This is a genomic window from Undibacterium sp. WLHG33, assembly GCF_049544815.1.
In the GTDB taxonomy this organism is placed as follows: domain Bacteria; phylum Pseudomonadota; class Gammaproteobacteria; order Burkholderiales; family Burkholderiaceae_D; genus Undibacterium.
Window position 1 is genome coordinate 2,688,942 of record NZ_CP186697.1, and the last position, 20,635, is coordinate 2,709,576.

Annotated in this window: 14 protein-coding genes; 7 read left to right on the top strand and 7 right to left on the bottom strand. The window is 49.2% G+C overall.

The window, feature by feature from the left end:
* The first annotated feature begins 205 nt into the window (after window positions 1-205).
* Window positions 206-3,580: a PAS domain S-box protein gene (locus ACOTSW_RS12285; RefSeq protein WP_423679374.1), complete on the top strand. Its 3,375-nt coding sequence runs from the start codon at window positions 206-208 to the stop codon at window positions 3,578-3,580.
* 151 nt (window positions 3,581-3,731) lie between these two features.
* Window positions 3,732-4,760, top strand: coding sequence for a tRNA (adenosine(37)-N6)-threonylcarbamoyltransferase complex transferase subunit TsaD (gene tsaD / locus ACOTSW_RS12290; RefSeq protein ID WP_423679375.1), 1,029 nt, complete (start codon window positions 3,732-3,734; stop codon window positions 4,758-4,760).
* A 148-nt stretch (window positions 4,761-4,908) separates the two neighbouring features.
* Here the strand turns inward: tsaD and plsY are convergent, their stop codons facing one another.
* Window positions 4,909-5,514, bottom strand: coding sequence for a glycerol-3-phosphate 1-O-acyltransferase PlsY (plsY, locus tag ACOTSW_RS12295; RefSeq protein ID WP_423679376.1), 606 nt, complete (start codon window positions 5,512-5,514; stop codon window positions 4,909-4,911).
* 106 nt (window positions 5,515-5,620) lie between these two features.
* A complete protein-coding gene (gene ybaK / locus ACOTSW_RS12300; protein WP_423682311.1) occupies window positions 5,621-6,115 on the bottom strand; it encodes a Cys-tRNA(Pro) deacylase in 495 nt (164 codons plus the stop codon).
* Window positions 6,116-6,832: 717 nt separating this feature from the next.
* Between ybaK and ACOTSW_RS12305 the strand changes: the two genes are divergently transcribed.
* Both ACOTSW_RS12305 and ACOTSW_RS12310 read left to right on the top strand, forming a co-directional pair.
* Window positions 6,833-9,718 carry a TonB-dependent receptor plug domain-containing protein gene (locus tag ACOTSW_RS12305; RefSeq protein ID WP_423679377.1) on the top strand — a complete coding sequence of 962 codons (2,886 nt, stop codon included), beginning with the start codon at window positions 6,833-6,835 and terminating at the stop codon, window positions 9,716-9,718.
* 89 nt (window positions 9,719-9,807) lie between these two features.
* Complete coding sequence (locus tag ACOTSW_RS12310; RefSeq protein ID WP_423679378.1) at window positions 9,808-11,790, top strand: alpha/beta hydrolase family protein; 1,983 nt, start codon at window positions 9,808-9,810, stop codon at window positions 11,788-11,790.
* A 103-nt stretch (window positions 11,791-11,893) separates the two neighbouring features.
* Here the strand turns inward: ACOTSW_RS12310 and xerD are convergent, their stop codons facing one another.
* The 5 genes from xerD to ACOTSW_RS12335 all read right to left on the bottom strand — a co-directional run bounded on the left by xerD (window position 11,894) and on the right by ACOTSW_RS12335 (window position 16,792).
* Window positions 11,894-12,772, bottom strand: coding sequence for a site-specific tyrosine recombinase XerD (gene xerD, locus ACOTSW_RS12315; protein ID WP_423682312.1), 879 nt, complete (start codon window positions 12,770-12,772; stop codon window positions 11,894-11,896).
* 76 nt (window positions 12,773-12,848) lie between these two features.
* Entirely contained in the window at window positions 12,849-13,346 is a 498-nt protein-coding gene (locus tag ACOTSW_RS12320) for a methylated-DNA--[protein]-cysteine S-methyltransferase (RefSeq protein ID WP_423679379.1), read from the bottom strand.
* A gap of 523 nt (window positions 13,347-13,869) precedes the next feature.
* Window positions 13,870-15,150 (bottom strand): TRAP transporter large permease, encoded by a 1,281-nt coding sequence (locus tag ACOTSW_RS12325; protein ID WP_423679380.1) that lies wholly within the window; start codon window positions 15,148-15,150, stop codon window positions 13,870-13,872.
* The gene (locus ACOTSW_RS12330) at window positions 15,147-15,698 is read right to left on the bottom strand and encodes a TRAP transporter small permease (RefSeq protein ID WP_423679381.1); all 552 of its coding nucleotides are present in this window, start codon (window positions 15,696-15,698) and stop codon (window positions 15,147-15,149) included. Before ACOTSW_RS12330 ends, ACOTSW_RS12325 begins: the two co-directional genes overlap by 4 nt.
* Before the next feature lie 89 nt (window positions 15,699-15,787).
* Window positions 15,788-16,792 (bottom strand): TRAP transporter substrate-binding protein, encoded by a 1,005-nt coding sequence (locus ACOTSW_RS12335; RefSeq protein ID WP_423679382.1) that lies wholly within the window; start codon window positions 16,790-16,792, stop codon window positions 15,788-15,790.
* A 135-nt stretch (window positions 16,793-16,927) separates the two neighbouring features.
* Between ACOTSW_RS12335 and ACOTSW_RS12340 the strand changes: the two genes are divergently transcribed.
* The 3 genes from ACOTSW_RS12340 to ACOTSW_RS12350 all read left to right on the top strand — a co-directional run bounded on the left by ACOTSW_RS12340 (window position 16,928) and on the right by ACOTSW_RS12350 (window position 20,623).
* Window positions 16,928-18,946, top strand: a complete 2,019-nt coding sequence (locus ACOTSW_RS12340; protein WP_423679383.1) for a PAS domain S-box protein — start codon at window positions 16,928-16,930, stop codon at window positions 18,944-18,946.
* Window positions 18,947-19,023: 77 nt separating this feature from the next.
* Entirely contained in the window at window positions 19,024-19,614 is a 591-nt protein-coding gene (locus ACOTSW_RS12345) for a response regulator transcription factor (protein WP_423679384.1), read from the top strand.
* 118 nt (window positions 19,615-19,732) lie between these two features.
* The gene (locus ACOTSW_RS12350; protein WP_423679385.1) at window positions 19,733-20,623 is read left to right on the top strand and encodes an AEC family transporter; all 891 of its coding nucleotides are present in this window, start codon (window positions 19,733-19,735) and stop codon (window positions 20,621-20,623) included.
* Window positions 20,624-20,635 lie beyond the last annotated feature (12 nt).

Genomic DNA, 20,635 nt, shown 5'->3' on the forward strand with positions numbered 1-20,635 from the left:
ACGGTATTACACCGGCGGTAATCTGAGCGAACACGCGATATATAAACAATAAAGAAAAACTGAGAGAAAAATAGTCGTTAAGATAATAAATCTGTGTGTTTTTTGTTAAACATTATTAGTTGCATCGGCGAAATATGTTGCCCTGCCTGCTTTCATGGTATGAATACCAGCTCCTCTGAATCGCTGCCTGTACCGAAGTTCACCTATGTTGCCACCGGAATATCCTGAAGATGAAGCGCTGCGTCTTAATACACTCAGGGAATGCCGCCTGCTCGACACCCTGCCGGAAGAGAGATTTGACCGTATCACGCGTCTTGCGCGCCAGATTTTTCATACCGAAATCGCTCTGATTTCTCTGATCGACGAAGAACGGCAATGGTTTAAATCGCGGCAAGGTCTGCAGGCGCAGGAAACGCACCGGGATATTTCATTTTGTGGTCATGCGATTTTGTCCGGCGATGTTTATGTCGTCGAAGATGCCAGCAAGGACCTGCGCTTCAGCGATAACCCTTTAGTCCTGAATGCGCCCTTCATACGTTTTTATGCCGGCGCCCCTTTACATACCAAAAACGGACAGCGCATAGGCACACTCTGTATTATCGACAGTAAAGCCCGGATTCTGACAACGCAGGAACTGTCAGCCTTACGTGATCTCGCTGACTGCGTCGAGCATGAAATTGATAACGAACAGGCACATCGTCAGCATGACGCCTTGCTGACGCTGGCCCGCATCACATCCCTGACCTTCGATAATCCGCAAACGCTGTTACGTGAAACACTTGCCCTTGGCTGCGAATATCTGAAGCTGAGCACCGGCATCATTTCCAAACATGAAGGCGATAATATTTATGTCAGCGTATTGCAGTCTTCACTGGAAACGCTGAGCGAAGGACACTTCTTCCCCAAAAATCAGACCTATTCTGATTTGCTGAAAGTCGATGAAGGCGTTGTCTGTATAGAGCACATAGGGAAGAGTCAGTACCGCCATCACCCGAGTTACCAGCGCTTCCGGCAAGAGACCTATATCGGTATTCCACTTTTTCTGGAAGGCCAGCGTTACGGAACGCTGGGTTTTTCCGATAACAACCCACGTGCAAGTGCATACAGCGAGATCGAAATCGAATTCATCAACGTTCTGGGCGACTGGGTTAACAGCACGCTGAAACGACTCGCACTGGACAGGGCACTGGAACAGCAGCAAAAAATGAATGACGCAGTCGCCCGGGCGCAATCGCAATTCATCAAGGGGCGGGATAAGCATGAAGGTATCAGGACGTTGCTGAACGATGCCGTGCTGCTTACCGGCAGCAACTACGGTCAGGTCTGCGAAGTACGGAAAGACAAAGCTGGGCATTACTTTCTGAAAAATCACATCCACTCAGCGATCCCCGGCAACGCGAATGCGGCGACTTCAGCGATGCTGCCAGTGGGTGCTGAGGCAGAGTCCGCTCCACATCTTCTGACTGCACATTTTGAAGAAGTTCTTCGTACCCGACAGCCGCTGTCCGGCACTGTCAACACAGCCCTGACGCAAGCGCACAGCGGACCGTCAGCCCCAGCCGGTCGTTTTTTATGTATGCCAGTTCACTACAACGGTGATATCGTCGCAATGATAGGAGTGGCCGACAGCAGCGATGAATACGATCAGCAAACAATCGATTTTCTGCAGCCGGTACTGATCACGATAGGTCAGTTAATCAATGCTGCCAAAGTACAACGCCAGCATGAAGAGAGTGAAAGACGCCTGGCCAACATTATTGAGGGTACCAACATTGGCACCTGGGAATGCGACATCGCCAGCGGAGAAACTATTTATAACGAACGGTGGGCAGAAATGCTCGGCTACACGCTTGAGGAACTGCAACCGACCACCGTTCAGACCTGGCTGAATTTGTGCCATCCAGATGATTTGAAACGCTCGAGCGTAATGCTGAACAAGCATTTCAACGGAGAACTGCCGTATTTCGATATGATCAGCCGCATGCGCCATAAGGATGGCCACTGGGTCTGGATCAGGGATCGCGGATGCGTGGTCAGCTGGAGTGAAGATGGTAAGCCCCTCGTGATGTCTGGCAGTCATCAGGACGTGACGCAGGAACGACTGGCAGAGGAAAAACTTGCTCACGCTTACGAACTACTAGAACAGTCGAACACCGCGGCACGCATCGGTACCTGGGAATTCGATATTCGCCATCGTCAGGTTTTCTGGAGTCAGGTGACGAGACAGATCCATGAAGTCGGCGATGATTATGTGCATAATCTCGACAGCGCTGTATCATTTTACAAACCGGGTAAAAACCGCGACCATCTGATGCGCCTGATGCAGGAGGCAGTAACAGACGGCAAAAAATTCGACGAAGAATTTGAAATTATCACAGCGAAAAAAAAGCATTGCTGGGTACGTGTCATCGGTCTGCCTTATTATCAGGATGATCAGATCGTGCGCATTTACGGCATTTTTCAGGATATCAGCGACAGCAAGGCCAATGCCGAAGCCTTGCGCGATCAGGCGGCACACACAGAGGCCATTCTCGATAATGTGCTTGATGGCATTGTCACCATTGATCACACCGGCAGAATCGACGGATATAACGCAGCAGCTGCGAAAATCTTCGGCTACGACAAGGAAGAGGTGATCGGTCAGCATTTCAATATGCTGTTACCTGCCCGTAATGATGGCAGCCGTAACCGGAAAATCCGGCAACATACTTTCGAAGACGGTATCGGGGTTACGCAGGAAATCGAGGCACAACGCAAGGATGGCAGCGTCTTTCCGCTGGACTTATCCGTCTCGACCGTGCGGCGACGCGGACACCCGTTGTATATCGGACTGGTGCGTGACATTACAGAACGCAAGCGGGTAGAAAGAATTAAAAACGAATTTATTTCTACCGTCAGTCATGAACTACGCACGCCACTGACCTCTATTTCTGGCGCGCTGGGTCTGGTGCTTGGTGGTGCTACCGGCACCTTACCAAAAAATCTGACCCCTTTACTGACGATCGCCAGTAAAAACAGTCAGCGCCTGACTTTCCTGATCAATGATTTGCTGGACATGGAAAAACTCAGTGCTGGCCAGATGCATTTCAATATACAAAAATATCCTCTGGCTCATCTTCTCTCACAAGCACTGGAAGGCAATCTGACCTTTGGTACGCAAAGAAAAATACATCTGCGATTATTAACGCCGGTACCGGATGTCGCAGTTGCAGTCGATAGTCAGCGGCTGATGCAGATCTTGTCTAACCTGTTGTCCAATGCGATCAAATATTCACCGGAGAACGAGACCGTCGAAATCAGTGCAGCAACCCATGACAACGCTGTTCGCATTTCCGTCCGCGATCATGGCGAAGGTATTCCTGCCGAATTCCATTCGCGTATTTTTCAGAAATTTGCTCAGGCGGATTCATCGAACACCAGAGAAAAAGGCGGCACCGGTCTCGGTCTGGCCATTTCCAGGGAACTGGTTGAGCACATGGGTGGCAGCATCGGCTTTGAGTCCGGCTTACACAAAGGAGCGCATTTCTATATTGATCTGCCCATCACTGAACTCCGTCCGCAAACAGTGGCATCAGAGTAAAAAGGTGCCGGGGCGGCTATAATCCCGACGGCGTAAAAATTATCCGGTCAGACATTCCGCCCGGATTTGTATTCCCGCATTAGTGGACGCAGATGCGAATTTTGCTGCATTCCTGCATTTTTATACTTCAAATAATTTCAAAAATAACTTCATGATAGTGCTTGGTGTTGAATCTTCCTGTGACGAGACAGGGCTGGCTTTGTATGACACGCAGCGCGGTTTGCTTGCACATGCCCTGCATTCGCAGATCGCCATGCACAGAGAATACGGCGGCGTCGTACCCGAACTCGCTTCGCGCGACCATGTTCGCCGCACTTTGCCGCTGTTAAATGAAGTCATGCAGAAAGCAGCGATACAGAAAAACGATATCGATGCGATTGCCTACACTCAGGGACCCGGGCTGGCCGGTGCCTTACTGGTCGGCGCCTCTTTTGCCTGCGGCCTCGGCATGGCGCTGGATAAGCCGGTACTCGGCGTGCATCATCTCGAAGGTCATTTGCTGTCACCACTGCTGGCAAGTCAGCCGCCGGAATTTCCATTCATTGCCTTGTTGGTGTCCGGCGGTCACACGCAGTTAATGCGGGTGGATGGTATCGGTGCTTATCAGTTGTTAGGGGAAACCCTCGATGATGCTGCCGGAGAAGCCTTCGACAAATCTGCAAAACTACTGGGGCTGCCGTATCCGGGTGGTCCAGAAATTTCGCGGCTGGCGGAATTCGGCAATCCTGGCGTGTTTACGTTTCCACGCCCGATGTTGCACTCCAAAGACTTGAATTTCAGTTTTTCAGGTCTGAAGACTGCGGTACTGACCGTCGTGAAAAATCAGACTGCCAATATCTGCGAACAAAATAAAGCAGACATCGCGCGCGGCTTCGTCAATGCGCTGGTCGATGTGCTGGTTGCCAAGTGTGTCACCGCGATGAAAGAAAGTGGCCTTAAGCGACTGGTGATTGCAGGTGGTGTCGGTGCAAACCGGCAGTTACGTACCGCGCTGAATGCAGCTGCCGCCAAACGGCGCTTTCAGGTGTATTACCCCGAACTGGAATTCTGCACCGATAACGGTGCGATGATTGCGTTTGCGGGAGCGATGCGACTCAAAAAAAATCCCGCGGCAGCGACGCGGGATTACGGCTTTAATGTGCGGCCACGCTGGCCTTTGCATGAATTAAGCGTCGCCTGATTTGCTACGCCAGCCAGGGCCTGAAACACTTATTCACCGTTCATAAACAAAAAGGCCGTTTTCGCAACAGGCCTTTTTTTTACAAAGGATGACGTGCTATTGACACGAAGTCAGCGCGCAACGGTCAAAGCGCGGCAGACAGGCATTCTTATTTTTTCTTGCTGCCGATTTTGCTTTCTTTACCCTTCATTAGATTCACAATATTCTGACTGTGACGGTAAATTAGCAAACCACTCATGATAAATACTGCCAGCAACTTCACATCCGGTCCGAATAACATGCCGTAATAGAGTGGCGCAAAAATCGCAGCAATCAGTGCCGCCAGTGAAGAATAACGAAATGCAAACGCGATCACCAGCCAGGTCACCAGCGTAGCCAGCCCCAGCCAGCCATTCAGGCCGAGCAACACACCGGCAGCAGTTGCCACACCTTTACCACCGACGAATTTAAAAAATACCGGCCACAGGTGTCCGAGGAAAACAGCAATCGCCACCAGCGCGATACTGCCGTCATCCAGTTGGAACTGATCTGCATAACGTGCAGCCAGCCAGACCGCAAACCAGCCTTTAACGGCATCTCCCAGCAGCGTTAATACTGCGGCCGCCTTATTACCACTGCGCAGAACATTCGTTGCGCCGGGATTTTTAGAACCATACGTACGCGGATCCGATAAACCAAATAATTTGCTCACCACCACGGCAAAAGAGACAGAACCAATCAGATAAGCCAGCACGCCGGCCAGAATAGTATTCATGTGTTTCCCAGAGAAGCGAGGGGTTAAAATATACTCCCCCCAGTATTTTTAAGAGCGCTTTATTGACGCTGACAATAAGGGCATTTTATAACATACTCCCTCAGAATTACTCTTCGAGAGCACATTCCACCGGACGTGCCTGCAACAGACTCTGCAACAGCGCTGGCGAAATACCCACCAGATAACCACGGCGTCCGCCATTGATATAAATTTTCGGCAAATCCAGAATCGCCCGCTCAACATAAATGGGCATCGTCTTTTTAGTGCCAAACGGAGACGTACCGCCAACCATGTAACCGGAGTGTTTTTGCGCAATTTCCGGTTTGCAGGGCTCGATTGATTTACACCCGATCTGGCGCGCCAGATTTTTTGTCGATACCTTGCGATCACCGTGCATCAGCACGATTAAAGGTTTCGCCGCCTCATCCTGCATGACCAAGGTTTTAATCACATGATGTTCATCAACCCCCAGCTCACGCGCAGAGACCGCAGTACCGCCATGTTCTTCGTAGGCGTAAGGATGTTCAGAAAAGTCGGCCTTGTTTTTACGCAAAAACTGCGTTGCAGGCGTTTCAGATACATGTTCTTTCTTGGCCAAAATTCTACTCCGTCTTGCTATTGATGTCGGAGACAGATTATAGCGATTAGTCTCAGATTCACGAATTTGTCTTCGCTTCTGAATCAGGCGACTCACATCATCTTTTCTCGCCTAACCATCGTCCGTATCGATAGATAACCTCTCATCACATCAGCAAATAAGCCTCCGCAATAAAAATAACGCACCAAATAAGTGCGAAAAATGTCAATACCGTATAAATAATCCAATACCATTTCGCTGCGAAAAGTATTCTTATGTAACAAGATACCACGCAAGATAATATGATCAAAAATGAAATCAATTATCACAAAAATAATATCATCACAATCTGCTCATAAATGAAAATAGATGCTTAATTTCAATTGCTTATCATATTTTTACCATTTATATAAATACCGGTCTGACATCAGAAAAAGTGAACGGGATTTCAAGTAAGGTAAAAATAAAAGAAAATAAATTTTCATTTTTTGTACCCAATCTACAACAACAGGTCATATTAATGTAACAAAAGCTTTCGCATACACCCATTTTATTTACATAATCTAGTTACGTCTGATTTATTTATTTTCATTTTTTCAAAGTCTGATCGGCACATATAAATACATATCAGTTGTGGGTAGCGGTCAGCGAGCCAGTAATTTATTTACTCCACACTAAAGTCTTTAGCTGCTCAGTTTTGTAAGTATCAGCGTTGCGTTCGTTAACCGTATGGGGATCTATATGATTTTTAAAGAAAAGATAGGCGTGCAGTCAGTGCGCTTTGCAATCGGCGTTTTAGCCGGCACGGTCTTGTTGTCCGGCGTGGCACAGGCTCAAGAAGAAAAAAGTGTTCAAAAGATCGAAATCACTGGTTCTAATATTAAACGTGCTGACAAAGAAGGTACATCACCAATTCAGACGATTACTGCTAAAGAAATCAAAGAAAGCGGTGCAACCACTGTGCTGGATTTGCTGAAGAAAGTACCTTCCATGGGCACTGGTGGTTACAACGACACACCTGATCAAAACAGTTTCTCCCGCGGCGTGGCGACAGCATCCCTGCGCGGTCTCGGTTCAACTTCTACATTGATCCTGTTGAACGGTCGTCGTATGGCACCTTCTGCCTACGCAAACCCGAATAACGGTCAGTCTGCGTTGTACGATCTGAACAGTATCCCTCTGTCAGCTCTGGAAAAAGTTGAGATTTTTAAAGACGGCGCATCTGCTGTATACGGCTCTGACGCGATTGCCGGTGTTATTAACTTCATTACCAAAAAAGATTACAAAGGTGGTGAGTTAAATATTGCAGCTGGTGCAAACGATGACCGCGAGTTTGGTCGTCAGAATTTTAACGGTACGGTCGGCTTCGGTGATTTCGCCAGCCAGGGTTACAACGTATTGCTGGCTCTGGACGTAACCAAAAAAACAGCAACCAGCGAACGTGATGGCTCCAACGATATTCAGGCTGCGCAATACGCAGATATGAACTTCCGTCTGAATCCATATTCCAGCTTTGCTTCTAACCAGGCTTTTTTCTTCAAAGAACGCTCAGCTAACAGTAAATCGTTCCTGACAACAGGTCCTACTGTTATCAACCAGACTAATTGTGACCCATCCCGCAAACTGGTTGGTTCCGCTGCATACGGCATTGCAACTACCAGCGTATTGTACGGCCGCACTTTCTGTAACTACGATACAGATCAGTTTAACGATGTCCAGGGTAAATCCGACGATATCAACTTCATGGCTGTAGGTAACCTGAAGATTAACGAAAATCTGTCTGCTTTCAGTGAAGTTGCTTTCACTGATTCGAAACGTGTTTATCGTTCCGCAGCCAGAACCATTGACGGCAGAACACCAACCACTAACTATCTGGTTGGCGGCCTCGCAGAACCATTCCAACCGATTCTGCCAGTTGGTCATCCTGACAATCCAAATCCAGATGCGCGTTCAGCAGTTGTTTACCGTTTTGAAAACCTGAAAACAGGTACAGATCTGGAAAATCAGAATGCACGTATCTTAGCTGGCTTGCGCGGTAGCTTCGGTAGCTGGGACTGGGAATCTGCTCTGTTGTGGAATCGCTCAAAACGTATCGAAACATCGTATGGCTTCTTGTATCTGCCAACCCTGCGTAAGCTGATCACAGAAAACCGTTCGCTGGCTTCACTGGCAGCAGATCCAACGATCACGAAAGATCTGACAAACAACGGTATCTCTCAGATCGCTCAATGGGATGGTAAAGCAACGACTGAATTCGGCAGCTTACCAGGTGGCGCGATCGGTTTCGCGGTCGGTGCAGAATTACGTCAGGAAAAACTGACCATCACTCCTGATGCTGCAAATGCACGCGGTGATATTCTGGGTCTGGCAACAACTGCAATTGATGCAAAACGTAATGTTTCTTCTGCATTCTTTGAAGTTCGCACACCATTCCTGAAAAACTTTGAGATGGATTTTGCAGGTCGTGTGGATAAATACCCTGATCTGAAGGCAAACTTCGTTCCTAAAGTCGGTGCAAAATGGACAGCAACTGACAGTCTGGCATTCCGTGGTAGCTACTCCGAAGGCTTCCGTGCTCCGGCATTGTCACAAGTGGCTCCAGGTGGCGCACAGTACTTCACCAGCGGCGTGGATCCTATCCGTTGCCCTAACGGCACAACACCAGTTCCAGGGGCTGAGCAAAGTGACTGTAACAAGAGCTTCTCAGGTGTCGGCGGTGCTAACCCTGATCTGAAACCAGAAAAATCCAAGAGTCTGGCACTGGGCTTGATTTTCTCGCCTACAAAAGACTTTGACGTCAGCGTTGATGCTTACAAACTGCGTCAGGAAGGTGAAGTTGCTCTGGCCAGTGCGACATTCCTGCTGGAGCACCCACAAAGCTTCCCAGCGGATTACATCACTCGCGATACAAATCCACTGAATCAGCTGAAAGACGCTAACGGCAATCCTATTCCAGGTACCGGTGCAATTCTGGCTGTCAAAACACCATGGACTAACCAAGGTAGTACAGAAGTCACAGGTCTCGACGTTGATATGAAATGGCGTCACAACCTCGGTGAAAACGGTAGATTGACGACTGGTTTGCAGTCAACATACCTGATTGCTTACCGCCGTGCAGAACAACCAGGCGATCTGGAACGTAATGCCGTTGGTACAGCCGGTGGTCTGAATGACTGGGCAACATCAGTTGGTCCTATCCCTCGCCTGCGTGCAACACTGACAGCCCGTTGGGAAAAAGGTCCTCATAGTGTGAATGCAGCAATGCGTTTCATCGACAGCATCACTCAGTATCGTCGTTACGACAACACAACGACATATGCCAACGGTGGCTTCTGTCATTGGGGTTCAGGACAACCAGCAGGTTCAACCTCTCTGGGTGGTATTCCGAAATACAACCAGTACTATCCAGATTGCACAGTACCAAGCTGGACAACATTTGACCTTGGCTACACCTACACTGGTTTCAAAGATCTGGCGCTGGGCATCAACATCAGCAACATTCTTGATACCAAAGCACCGTACTACCCAACAACGACGGCTTCGACCATCGCTCAGGGTTACAACGCAACATTGCACAACAACACCGGCCGTTATTTCCGCGTTTCTGCGAAATATACATTCCGTTAATTTTGTGTAGTTAGCTGGACTATAAACGCCTCGTTGATCGAGGCGTTTATTTTTTCGATAGCCTGAATCACTTTCTCTTTGAGGCACTTATGCAAATATCGCTTTACAAATTCTGCCGTGCGCTGACTGTCAGCCTGTTCATTGGCAGTGCTGCCGCGATACCATTCTCGGCTCACGCACAAAATAATCCGATACCAGTTGAGAATTTTTTCAAAAGCTCCCAGATCTCGAATGTTATGTTTTCACCTGATGGTAAAAACGTGGCAATGCTGGCGGCAGGAGCAAATGACCGTCTGGTACTGGCGGTCATGGAAGTCGATAAGTTAAAGCCTAAAATTGTGGCTGGTTACGAAAAAACGGATGTGGTTTTCTTTAACTGGGTCAATAACCAGAGGCTGGTTTTCGGCGTGGGCGATCGCTCCATCGGCGACGGTGACCGTTACAAAGGCAGTGGCTTATTTGCGATCAATAAAGATGGTAATGAATTACGGGAATTGATTGCAACCGGTGACACCGGCAGCAAATTCCGGGTACTCAATGGTTATCACAATTTTCTTGATGTCACGCACGTACCTGATTCCAATGACGTTTACATCACACGCAGCACCGGCACGCGAAAAACACCGTCTTATACATTAATGAAACTGAATACGCTCAACGGTTATAACGAGATTATTCAGACGCCAACAAATTCCGTCAGCTTTATGATTGATAAGTCAGGTGAAGTCAGGGTGGCTGAGACTTCCCAGGATAACTTCACCGCTGTGCATTATAAAGATCCGGCAACGCAGCAATGGCGAAAACTGATCGAATACAACAACGTGACAGGACATGGCTTCTCTCCTGCATTTATCGCACCGGATGGCCAGTTTTATGTTACATCGGCGAATAAAAATGACACCGTTTCGGTGTACCGTTTTGATCTGGAAAAAAATAAACTGGACGATACACCGGTTGTCGCAACTAAAGGGTTCGACTTCCAGGGCAACTTCGTCTTCAACAAAAAAGAAAATAAACTGTTAGGCGTTCATTACGAAAGTGATGCCTATTCCACTTTGTGGCTGGATGACAAATGGAATAGCGTTCAAAAAACTGTCGATGCAGCGCTACCAAACACGGCAAATCTGATCTGGGGTCCGGAATCAGGCAACAACGATATCGTCATTGTTCACTCGTTCTCGGATGTACATCCCGGCTCATATATGCTGTTCAACACTGAGACAAAGAAATTTGTTCCGATTGGTGACGTTCATCCGGAAATCAATTCTAAAACCATGTCCTACAAGGACTTTGTCCGTATCAAAGTGCGGGATGGCATGGAAATTCCTGCCTATATCACTCTGCCCAAAAACAGCAGCGGCAAAAATCTGCCTATGGTAGTGATGGTACACGGTGGCCCTTATGTACGAGGCGGCCATTGGGAGTGGAACCGCGAAACACAGTTCCTTGCATCACGCGGCTATGCGGTACTTGAGCCGGACTTCCGTGGCAGTACCGGTTATGGAACCAAGCTGTTCCGCGCCGGCTGGAAACAATGGGGACTGGCAATGCAGGACGACGTGACAGATGCGACCAAATGGGCAATTGCACAAGGTTATGCAGATCCTCAGCGTATTTGCATCGCAGGTGCCAGCTATGGTGGATACGCAACGCTGATGGGGCTGATCAAAGAGCCGGATTTGTATCGCTGTGGTATCAGCTGGGTCGGTGTAACCGATATCAATTACCTGTTTGATGTCACCTGGAGCGATACCTCCGGCTCCGCATGGACACGTTATGGTATGCCATTGATGATCGGCGACCAGACCAAGGATGCAGAACAACTGAAAGCAACGTCACCTGTAGCACAAGCACATCGCTTAACCAAACCACTGATTCTTGCTTACGGTGTGGCAGACCGCCGAGTACCTTTGGTACACGGTGAGCAATTCAAAAAAGCAGCGCCCAAAGATGCCAAAATTGAGTGGATCACTTACCCGAATGAAGGGCACGGATGGCGTACACTGAAAAACAATGTGGACTTCTGGACCCGCGCTGAACAATTCTTAAATGAAAATACGGCGGTAAAATAAGTCGTTTAGCAGACACACCCAACCTGCGTCGCTCTGAGCCACGCAGGTTTTTTTATTTCCTCAGATTAACTTGGTTTGCAATACCTGCAATCAAGCTCCCTGATCAGCCCCGCGGATGATGCAGCGCATGCAGTTTTTTCAAACGCTCTCGCGCAACGTGGGTATAAATCTGTGTCGTTGAGATGTCTGCATGTCCCAGCAACAGTTGTACGACTCTCAGGTCGGCACCGTGATTCAGCAGATGGGTCGCAAATGCGTGGCGTAAAGTGTGGGGAGACAGATGTATCGTAATCCCGGCCTGCGCTGCATATTTCTTGATCAGGATCCAGAACATCTGCCGCGTCATCGCACCACCCCGCGCGGTAACGAATAAAGCATCGTCGATCTGACCATTTAATATCACCGGACGGGCTTCTCTTAAATAGCGTTCCAGCCATAGTCTGGCATGCTCGCCAAATGGCACCAGCCGTGTTTTGTCCCCTTTTCCGGTCACACGCAAGACGCCCTCATTTAAGCCAACCTCCAGAGACTTCAGCTGTACCAGCTCACTAACGCGCAGACCACATGCATACAGTAATTCCAGCATAGTGCGATCCCGCAGCCCCAGAGGAGACTCATCAGGAGCCCGCAGCAAAGACTCTACCTGCGCTTCACTCAGGGTTTTAGGTAAGCGGACGGGTTGTTTTGCCGATTTGAGTTTGCTACACGGATTTTGCCTGACAAGATTCTGCCGAACTGCAAGCAAATAAAAACGTTTCAATACGCTCAGCCGCCGATTGGCAGAAGTTGCCTTGGATGACGTGTGCTTCAGCGCGATATAGGCGCTGATATCATCGTAATCAGCCTGATATAAGTTTTTTTCGGTCGCCTGTGACAACCATTCGGCAAACAGACGCATATCGCGTCGGTAAGCTTCTACAGTATTTTTTGCCAGCCCGTCTTCCAACCACAAAACATCACAGAACTGATCTATCTGCGCCATCACTTCGGCCGGTAATAAAAATGCTACGGATTTATCCGCCAGTTCTGAAGCGGTCGTTTTGACGCCGGCGACACCCTCACGCATAAGCAGCCACGCCCTCATGCGCCAGCAACCAGCGCTTTACTCCGAGGTGAAACCCCGTTTCATCATCATGATGGGCAAACCCGCCCAGACCACCAGCAGCAGTGACTCTGTGGCAAGGGATGACCAGCGGATACCAGTTCGCACCGCAAGCCTGACCAACCGCGCGCGGTGCTGAGCGGATTTGTTTGGCAATCTGACCGTAAGTCAGCACCTGCCCCCTTGGAATGGCAGCAATCCCGCGCCAGACAGCATTTTGAAATGCTGTGCCAACAGGACGTAAAGGAAGATCGAACTGATAATCAGGATCGTCGAAATATTGAAGTATTTGTGTCGCAACCTTCTCAGAGACGAAGTCACCGGGGTCTTTCTCCTGAAACCGTGGAGGCAAATAAACCAGCTCTGTTAGTACTGAATCAGCCACGCGGATTCCGACTGCGCCAAATGGCGCCGCAACGATGGCAGAAAAAATACCACTCTCTTTATCCGACATGAGTGTTCCTCAAAAAGGGAAAAGCTTGCTTCATTAAATGTGACGAACACATGCCCATTCTCAGATCAGCCTGCTCCTCAATCAACTCTGTGAATTTTAAACGCCAGCATACTTGCCGTCAGCATAAAAAATAGCAAACAGATACTGACAAGTTTATCCGCCAGACATGCTGATTCGGCACTGTGGATAACATCAATGCGATCCGGAAAAGAAAAAAGGCGCATCAGTGATGCGCCTTGAAAGCATGTTTCGCGTTTTCGGCTGTTTAGTTACTGCGTCACCGCAATACTCAGCTTGTAATAAAAACGCGCGTCTCCTCAGTGTACGGCATGGGTACCGTTTTCTTGCACTACCGCCTTTTAAACTTATCAATTGCTAAAAATCAGACTGCGCAGAATATAGCACGACCGAATACCAGTAACAAAAAAAAACTACGCAAAAATACTTAATTGTTGCGGATATGTAAAACGCATGTATATATCCGCAAAATGTGCTAGCCCAATTTATTTTTAATAAAAACCAATTATTTATAAATTAAATTTGGCAACCAGGTAGAAATCTCTGGCACATAAGTAATCAACAATAAGAAAACGACCATCGTCATCAGCCACGGCAATACGGCGACTGTCAGCTCAGTGATTCCCATTTTCGTAATACCAGATGCGACATACAGATTCAGACCAACCGGCGGATGACACATGCCGACTTCCATATTCACGACCATGATGATACCAAAGTGCACCGGATCAATTCCCAGTTTCATCGCGACCGGGAATAAAATCGGCGCCATAATCAGCACGATGGACGACGGTTCCATTACATTACCTGCTAACAACAACAAGATATTCACCACCAGCAGGAAACTGATCATGCCAAAACCTTTGTCCATGATCCAGCTTGCCATCGCTTGCGGGATATTTTCACTGGTCATCAGGAATGAAAACAGTACAGCATTCGTGATGATGTAAAGCAGCATGGCAGACATCGACGCAGAATCCAGCAAAACCTTAGGTACCTTCTTCAAGGTCATGTCTTTATAAACGAACACGGCGATCACAAAAGCATAGACGGCGGCAACAGCGGCAGCTTCTGTCGGTGTGAACATGCCACTGTATATGCCGCCCATCACAATCACGATCAGCAACAAACCCCAGGCACTTTTTCTGAACGCAGTAAACCGCTCACCCCAGCTTGCTTTCGGCATACGAGGATAGTTGTGCTTACGCGCCAGAAACCATGTCGTCAGACCAAGCAAAAATGCCAGCATCAGACCCGGGATCACACCGGCCATAAACAATTGCCCTACAGATGTGTTCGTTGAGACCGAATACATCACCATCACAATCGACGGCGGAATCAGGATACCCAATGCACCGGATGTCGTAATCACACCTGCGCCGAAACCTTTTGGATAACCCTGCTTCACCATTGCAGGCAAAATGATAGAGCCGATCGCCACCACGGTCGCCGGAGAGGAACCGGAAACCGCAGCAAACAAAGCGCAGGCCAGAACACCGGCGAGTGCCAGACCACCATGCCAATGACCAACCATCGCCGCGGCAAAATTAATCATCCTGCGGGCGACACCGCCGTGCGTCAGAAAATTACCAGCCAGAATAAAGAACGGAATCGCCATGATTTCGAACTTTTCTATCCCGGTAAATAACTTCAGGGCAACCGATTCTATCGGCACCTGTGTCATTGTGAAGAGGAAAGTCAGTACTGTCAGACCGAGCGAAATCGAAATCGGCATGCCGGTCAGCATCAACAGTATTAACAAGACAAAAATAATGGTGGCGTTCATGCTTTCACCTCATCTTCAAGACCGTCAACGTGAGTGTGATCATGCTTAGGTAATTCGCCTGTTTTGACAAAATTCCAGATCACCTGCAAAAAGCGGAAACACATCAGATAGGAGCCCAACGGAATCGCCAGATAAACCCACCACATCGGTATTTCCAGATCAGCCGAAGTCTGATCCGTATGTGCGATTTCCCACACAAAACTACCACCCAGCGTGCCAATAATGCCCGTAAATAAAGCACCGGCAGCTAATCCCAGAATCACAAATTTATAGCGATTCGCAGGGCTCAGTTTATTGATCAGCACATCGACACCGACGTGTATACCGGTACGTACACCATAAGCTGCGCCAAACTTTGCCATCCACACAAACATGTAAATCGTCAGCTCTTGCGCCCAACTGGTATTTATTTTTAACAGCTCGTCTTGCAGATATGGAATTTCAAATCCGGAAAGATAACGGTGCAGCACCGCAAAAAAAGTAACGACGGTTGCGGCACCCATCAGGGTCGCAATCAACCATTCCTCCAGATGATCAAGGAATTTCATTGTGTTCTCCTGTGAAGGATAGGAATGAGAGCTGATAGCCGGTAAACCTGTATTTCTGTGTTTACCGACTGTCAGCGGAAGGAAAGGACTTACTTGATACCGAGTTTCACGGCTTCTTTATTGACGTTCGCGATCAGATCTTTACCGATCCGGGATTCCATCTGTTTCTGCACCGGCAGCAAGGCTTTGCGCCATTCTGCTTTTTCTTTCTCAGTCGGCACGTAAACGGTGGTTTTACCTGATTTTCGCACTGCCTCGAGGGCGTTATCATTTTCCTGCTGGGCGATCGCGTTCGCGTACTTGGTCGCCGTTTTCATTGCACCGTCTAATTCAGTACGGATATCTGCAGGCAAACCATCCCAGAATTTTTTGTTCACGATCACCGCATAGCCAAGGTAGCCATGATTCGTCACCGTCACATGCTTTTGCACCTCATGCATTTTTTGTGTGTACAGATTGGATGGCGGGTTTTCTGTGCCATCAACCACACCAGTCTGCAACGCCTGATATACCTCAGAGAATGCCAGCACCTGCGGATTAGCATTCAAGGCACGCATTTGCGCATCCAGCACTTTGGACGATTGTATGCGCAATTTCTGCCCCTTCATGTCGGATGGTAAATGGATAGGCTTATTCGACGACATGACTTTAAAACCATTGTCCCAGTAACCCAGACCGGTAATGCCTTTACTTTCCAGTTTCTTCAGCAGATCTTTACCGATAGGTCCTTCTGTAACCGCATACAGCACATCCTTGGTCGGGAAGATGTACGGCAAATCAAACACCTCAAACTCTTTGACGCCTAAAGGGCCGAATTTTGCCAGCGATGGTGCCAGCATCTGCACCGCACCTAACTGCAGTGCTTCTAATTCTTCTTTGTCTTTATACAGTGTGCTGTTGGGATACAGTTCGACTTTCACACGTCCTTTAGTCACTTTTTCTGCGAGTTCTTTGAAACGCTCTGCAGCTTTACCTTTTGGCGTATCGCTGGCGACAACGTGGCTGAATTTAATGACGATAGGGGATTGCGCAAATGCGCTACCGCTGACCAGTGAAGCTGCCAGGAGTGAGAACAGAACGGATTTGATTTTCATCGAAGTCTCCAGTGTATTGATTATCAAAGTAATTATTCTACGATTATTCGAAATAGTCACCCGAGGGACAATTGTGGAAAACCACATACTGCACTCCATTGCACATATAAACAACACCTGCAGTAAACTGACTGCATGAAAAGCCTATATAAATCTCAGCGATGGCCTAATGATAAGTGGCGCTGGATCCTTCCTATCTTACTGATCGCCTTGTTTCTGACCACGCTGATCTGGCTGCCGTGGCAGGCACAGCGTATGGAAGCCAATGAAAGACAGGAACAGCTGATTGCCGACACATTATGGGTGGAACAGGCGATACAGTTTCAGCTCGACCGCAACGATGAAATGCTGCGTCAGATCGGTGCTGACATTATTAACATTGGTCTGAAGCCGGATGCCGTTTTGCTGCGCTTCCGCAATCTGCTACAAAATAATCATGAGATTTCGCGTCTGGTTTTACTCGACCGGCACAATAACGTCATCGTTTCCTCACATGATACAAGCTTTAGTTCAGCCGATATTTTATCGCCGGCTGAAATCAGTTCTGCACCCGCCGAACCGGATAACAGGACGCGTTGTTTTGCGCCCAGGCAGGAAACGAAATCGCAGAAATATAATTACTCCATCAGTTGTCAGATTCCTCTAACAAAGGAAAATCACCATGCCGGCAGCATCATTATCACTTACCACGCGAATGGCATACTGGAAGAATTGGTGCCATGGTGGTTCGCGCAGGAAAACCAGATTTCTCTGCTGGACAACGATGACAAAGTGATTGCAACCCGAGCTGCAGGCGGGCCGGGTAAGAATGTGTACACCCACAACCGTAATCTGGAACTACCCGGCGTCACGCTTGCACTGCGCACCAACAGCAATAAAAACGAACCCAAGCTGCTGTCCAATTTGCTGGTGGTGATGGTCATTCTGCTGTCTATGGGTCTGATCTGGAGTCTGGTTGCTTTGTGGCGAGACATCAATCGCCGCCTCGCCGCCGAGGGTGCTCTGCGTCAGCAGGTCATTTTCCGTACTGCCATGGAAAATTCGCTGATCACAGGCTTGCGCGCGCGCGATATGCATGGGCGCATGACTTACGTGAATCCGGCATTCTGCAAAATGGTCGGCTATCCGGCTGAGCAGATTATCGGCCGCCTGCCGCCAATGCCTTACTGGGCGCCCGAAGTCGTCGAAGAATATCAGCAACGCTTTTCCAAATTGCTGGCAGGTTCGGTACCCCAAGATGGTTTTGAGACCATTTATCAGCATGCCAGCGGTGAACGGATTCCGGTCTTGATTTATGAGTCGCCGCTGATTGATGAAAGCGGCAAGCAGACTGGCTGGATGAGTTCGATACTCGATATTTCCGAGCTTAAACGGGCGCAGGAGCTGACCCGTCAACAGGAGGCTAAACTGCACGCCAGTGCACGTCTTGCCACCATGGGTGAAATCGCCTCAATGATCGCGCATGAATTGAATCAGCCGCTGGCTGCTATTTCCAGCTATACCACCGGCGCCATGAATCTGCTGGAGGCGGGGGATACGGATAAAGCCTTATTGTTATCAGCGATGGAAAAAGTGAAAACCCAGGCTCAACGTGCAGGACAGATTATCCGCAGCGTGCATGAGTTCGTGAAAAAAAGGGAACCAACGCGAGAACTGGTCGACATCAATGCGCTGATAAAAAACGCGCTGCCACTGGTCGAACTGCAGGCGCAGGCAGCGCACATCAGCCTGCAATGGCTGCAGTTGCCCGGCGCACCGAAGGTGCTGGCCGATCAGGTGCTGATTGAGCAGGTATTGCTGAATCTGACCCGCAACGCGATTGAGGCAATGGAAGATACGCCGCCGGAGCACAGGAATCTCCGCATACAAGCCAGTCTCGACAATGATGGAGACGTCGTCGTGGAAGTCATCGACCGTGGACACGGCATTCCGGACAGTGTCGCTGACCGATTGTTTTCACCTTTTTTTTCCACAAAGAGCAGCGGTATGGGGATGGGCTTGAATATCTGCAGAACGGCGATTGAGTTTCACGGTGGCAAACTTACTCACCGCAATAACCCGGTCGGTGGTAGTATCTTCCGCTTCATTCTGCCGGCAGCGCATGAGGGGAAAAATCCCACTGACGCACCGATTGCAGCGCCACCAAAAGAATAATGATATTGTCGAGAGGCACTCGCAATAACGGTGTGAGTAGTCCGGCAGACGACACCTGATATAGCAATGGAGACTACATGCTGCACATCATTGACGACGAGGACGTGATCCGCGATTCACTCTCCTGGCTCGCCCGCTCGCGCCAGATTGCGGCGATAGGCTACAGCAGTGCAGAACAGTTTCTGACCTCGCTGGAACAGCCTTTGCGCTTTGATGCCGAGGGCGACTGTATTTTGCTGGATGTGCGCATGGAAGGACTGAGCGGCATTCATCTGTTCGATATTTTATCCGGCAAAAAACTCACCAAACGTCTGCCGGTGATATTTCTGACCGGGCATGGCGACGTACCGATGGCGGTCGATACGCTCAAACGCGGTGCTTTTGATTTTTTTGAAAAGCCGTTTAACGATAACAAGCTCATGGACAGAGTGCAGGAAGCGCTGGCGCAATCGCGTGCAGCAGGTGTTTCTGCGGCCGTACATGAACGTCTGGCGACATTGTCCGCACGTGAAAGAGAAGTGCTGGAGCTGATTTTGCTCGGCAAAATGAACAAGGTCATCGCAGACGAGCTGGGTATCAGCATGCGTACCGTGGAAGTGCACCGGGCTCACGTATTCGACAAAATGCAAGTCAAAACTGCTGTCGAACTGGCGGGATTGCTGAAGTAGTTAAAACTCATCTCATCCCTGTTGATGAAATGAGTTCCATATAAAAATGGGGGAGTATCCTTGATTTCCACCCTATTCTCATTGTAAACATTAGGGGTTGAAATATACCCCACCCAGTATGTCTATCTTCACCCTACTCTTTCCTGATTTTAGTTTAATCCTGATCGGTTTCCTGCTCGCCCGCCATTCTCACTGGGGCGGCCATTTCTGGGCTGGCGTCGAAAAGCTGGTTTACTTCCTGCTGTTTCCTGCACTGCTGTTTTACACCACGGCACGCACCCGCTTTGATTTTCATGCAACCGGTCATCTTTTACAGACAGGGATGATCGCAACGATTGCCGGCATGCTGCTGGGCTGGCTCGCCAAGTATCTGTTTAAAACCCCGCCACGAATTTTTGAATCGGGCGTACAAACGGCATTCCGCTTCAATTCGTATATTGCTCTGGCGATCGCGTCCCGCCTCGCCGGCGATCAGGGCACGGCGCTGATGGCTTTGCTGATAGGCTTTATGGTACCTTTATGCAATATGGCCGCAGTGTATGCGCTGGCCCACAACAGCGGTCGCCTGCTGAAGGAAATCGCCAGCAACCCGCTGGTGGTGGGTACCGCCAGCGGCGTGGTCGTCAGCCTGCTGGACATTCCTTTGCCGGAAGGAATCGCGGCAACGCTGTCCCGCCTCGGCAACGCCGCTATCGCGCTCGGCTTACTTGCGGTCGGTGCCGGTATGAAGGTATCGGCAATACACGAAGCAAAAGGTATTGCTGCCTATTTTCTGTCTGTCAAACTGTTAGCTTTACCGGCAATTGCGCTGCTGCTTGGTCGCTGGCTGGATTTACCTGCGCTGCAATTGCAGATCGCCGTCATTTTCTGTGCGCTGCCGACTGCATCGAGCGCCTATGTGCTGGCGGCGCGCATGGGCGGTAATGGCCCGTTCGTCGCCTTTCTGATTTCTGCCAGCACCGTCTTATCAGTACTGACCCTGCCGCTATGGCTTGCACTGGTGCATTAGTGCCGAAGTCGG

Bases quoted from the DNA above. Each gene is read 5' to 3' on its own strand.
- ACOTSW_RS12285 (WP_423679374.1), top strand. From the start codon at position 206: ATGTTGCCACCGGAATATCCTGAAGATGAAGCGCTGCGTCTTAATACA.
- tsaD (WP_423679375.1), top strand. From the start codon at position 3,732: ATGATAGTGCTTGGTGTTGAATCTTCCTGTGACGAGACAGGGCTGGCT.
- plsY (WP_423679376.1), bottom strand. From the start codon at position 5,514: ATGAATACTATTCTGGCCGGCGTGCTGGCTTATCTGATTGGTTCTGTC.
- ACOTSW_RS12305 (WP_423679377.1), top strand. From the start codon at position 6,833: ATGATTTTTAAAGAAAAGATAGGCGTGCAGTCAGTGCGCTTTGCAATC.
- ACOTSW_RS12310 (WP_423679378.1), top strand. From the start codon at position 9,808: ATGCAAATATCGCTTTACAAATTCTGCCGTGCGCTGACTGTCAGCCTG.
- xerD (WP_423682312.1), bottom strand. From the start codon at position 12,772: ATGGCGCAGATAGATCAGTTCTGTGATGTTTTGTGGTTGGAAGACGGG.
- ACOTSW_RS12320 (WP_423679379.1), bottom strand. From the start codon at position 13,346: ATGTCGGATAAAGAGAGTGGTATTTTTTCTGCCATCGTTGCGGCGCCA.
- ACOTSW_RS12325 (WP_423679380.1), bottom strand. From the start codon at position 15,150: ATGAACGCCACCATTATTTTTGTCTTGTTAATACTGTTGATGCTGACC.
- ACOTSW_RS12330 (WP_423679381.1), bottom strand. From the start codon at position 15,698: ATGAAATTCCTTGATCATCTGGAGGAATGGTTGATTGCGACCCTGATG.
- ACOTSW_RS12335 (WP_423679382.1), bottom strand. From the start codon at position 16,792: ATGAAAATCAAATCCGTTCTGTTCTCACTCCTGGCAGCTTCACTGGTC.
- ACOTSW_RS12340 (WP_423679383.1), top strand. From the start codon at position 16,928: ATGAAAAGCCTATATAAATCTCAGCGATGGCCTAATGATAAGTGGCGC.
- ACOTSW_RS12345 (WP_423679384.1), top strand. From the start codon at position 19,024: ATGCTGCACATCATTGACGACGAGGACGTGATCCGCGATTCACTCTCC.
- ACOTSW_RS12350 (WP_423679385.1), top strand. From the start codon at position 19,733: ATGTCTATCTTCACCCTACTCTTTCCTGATTTTAGTTTAATCCTGATC.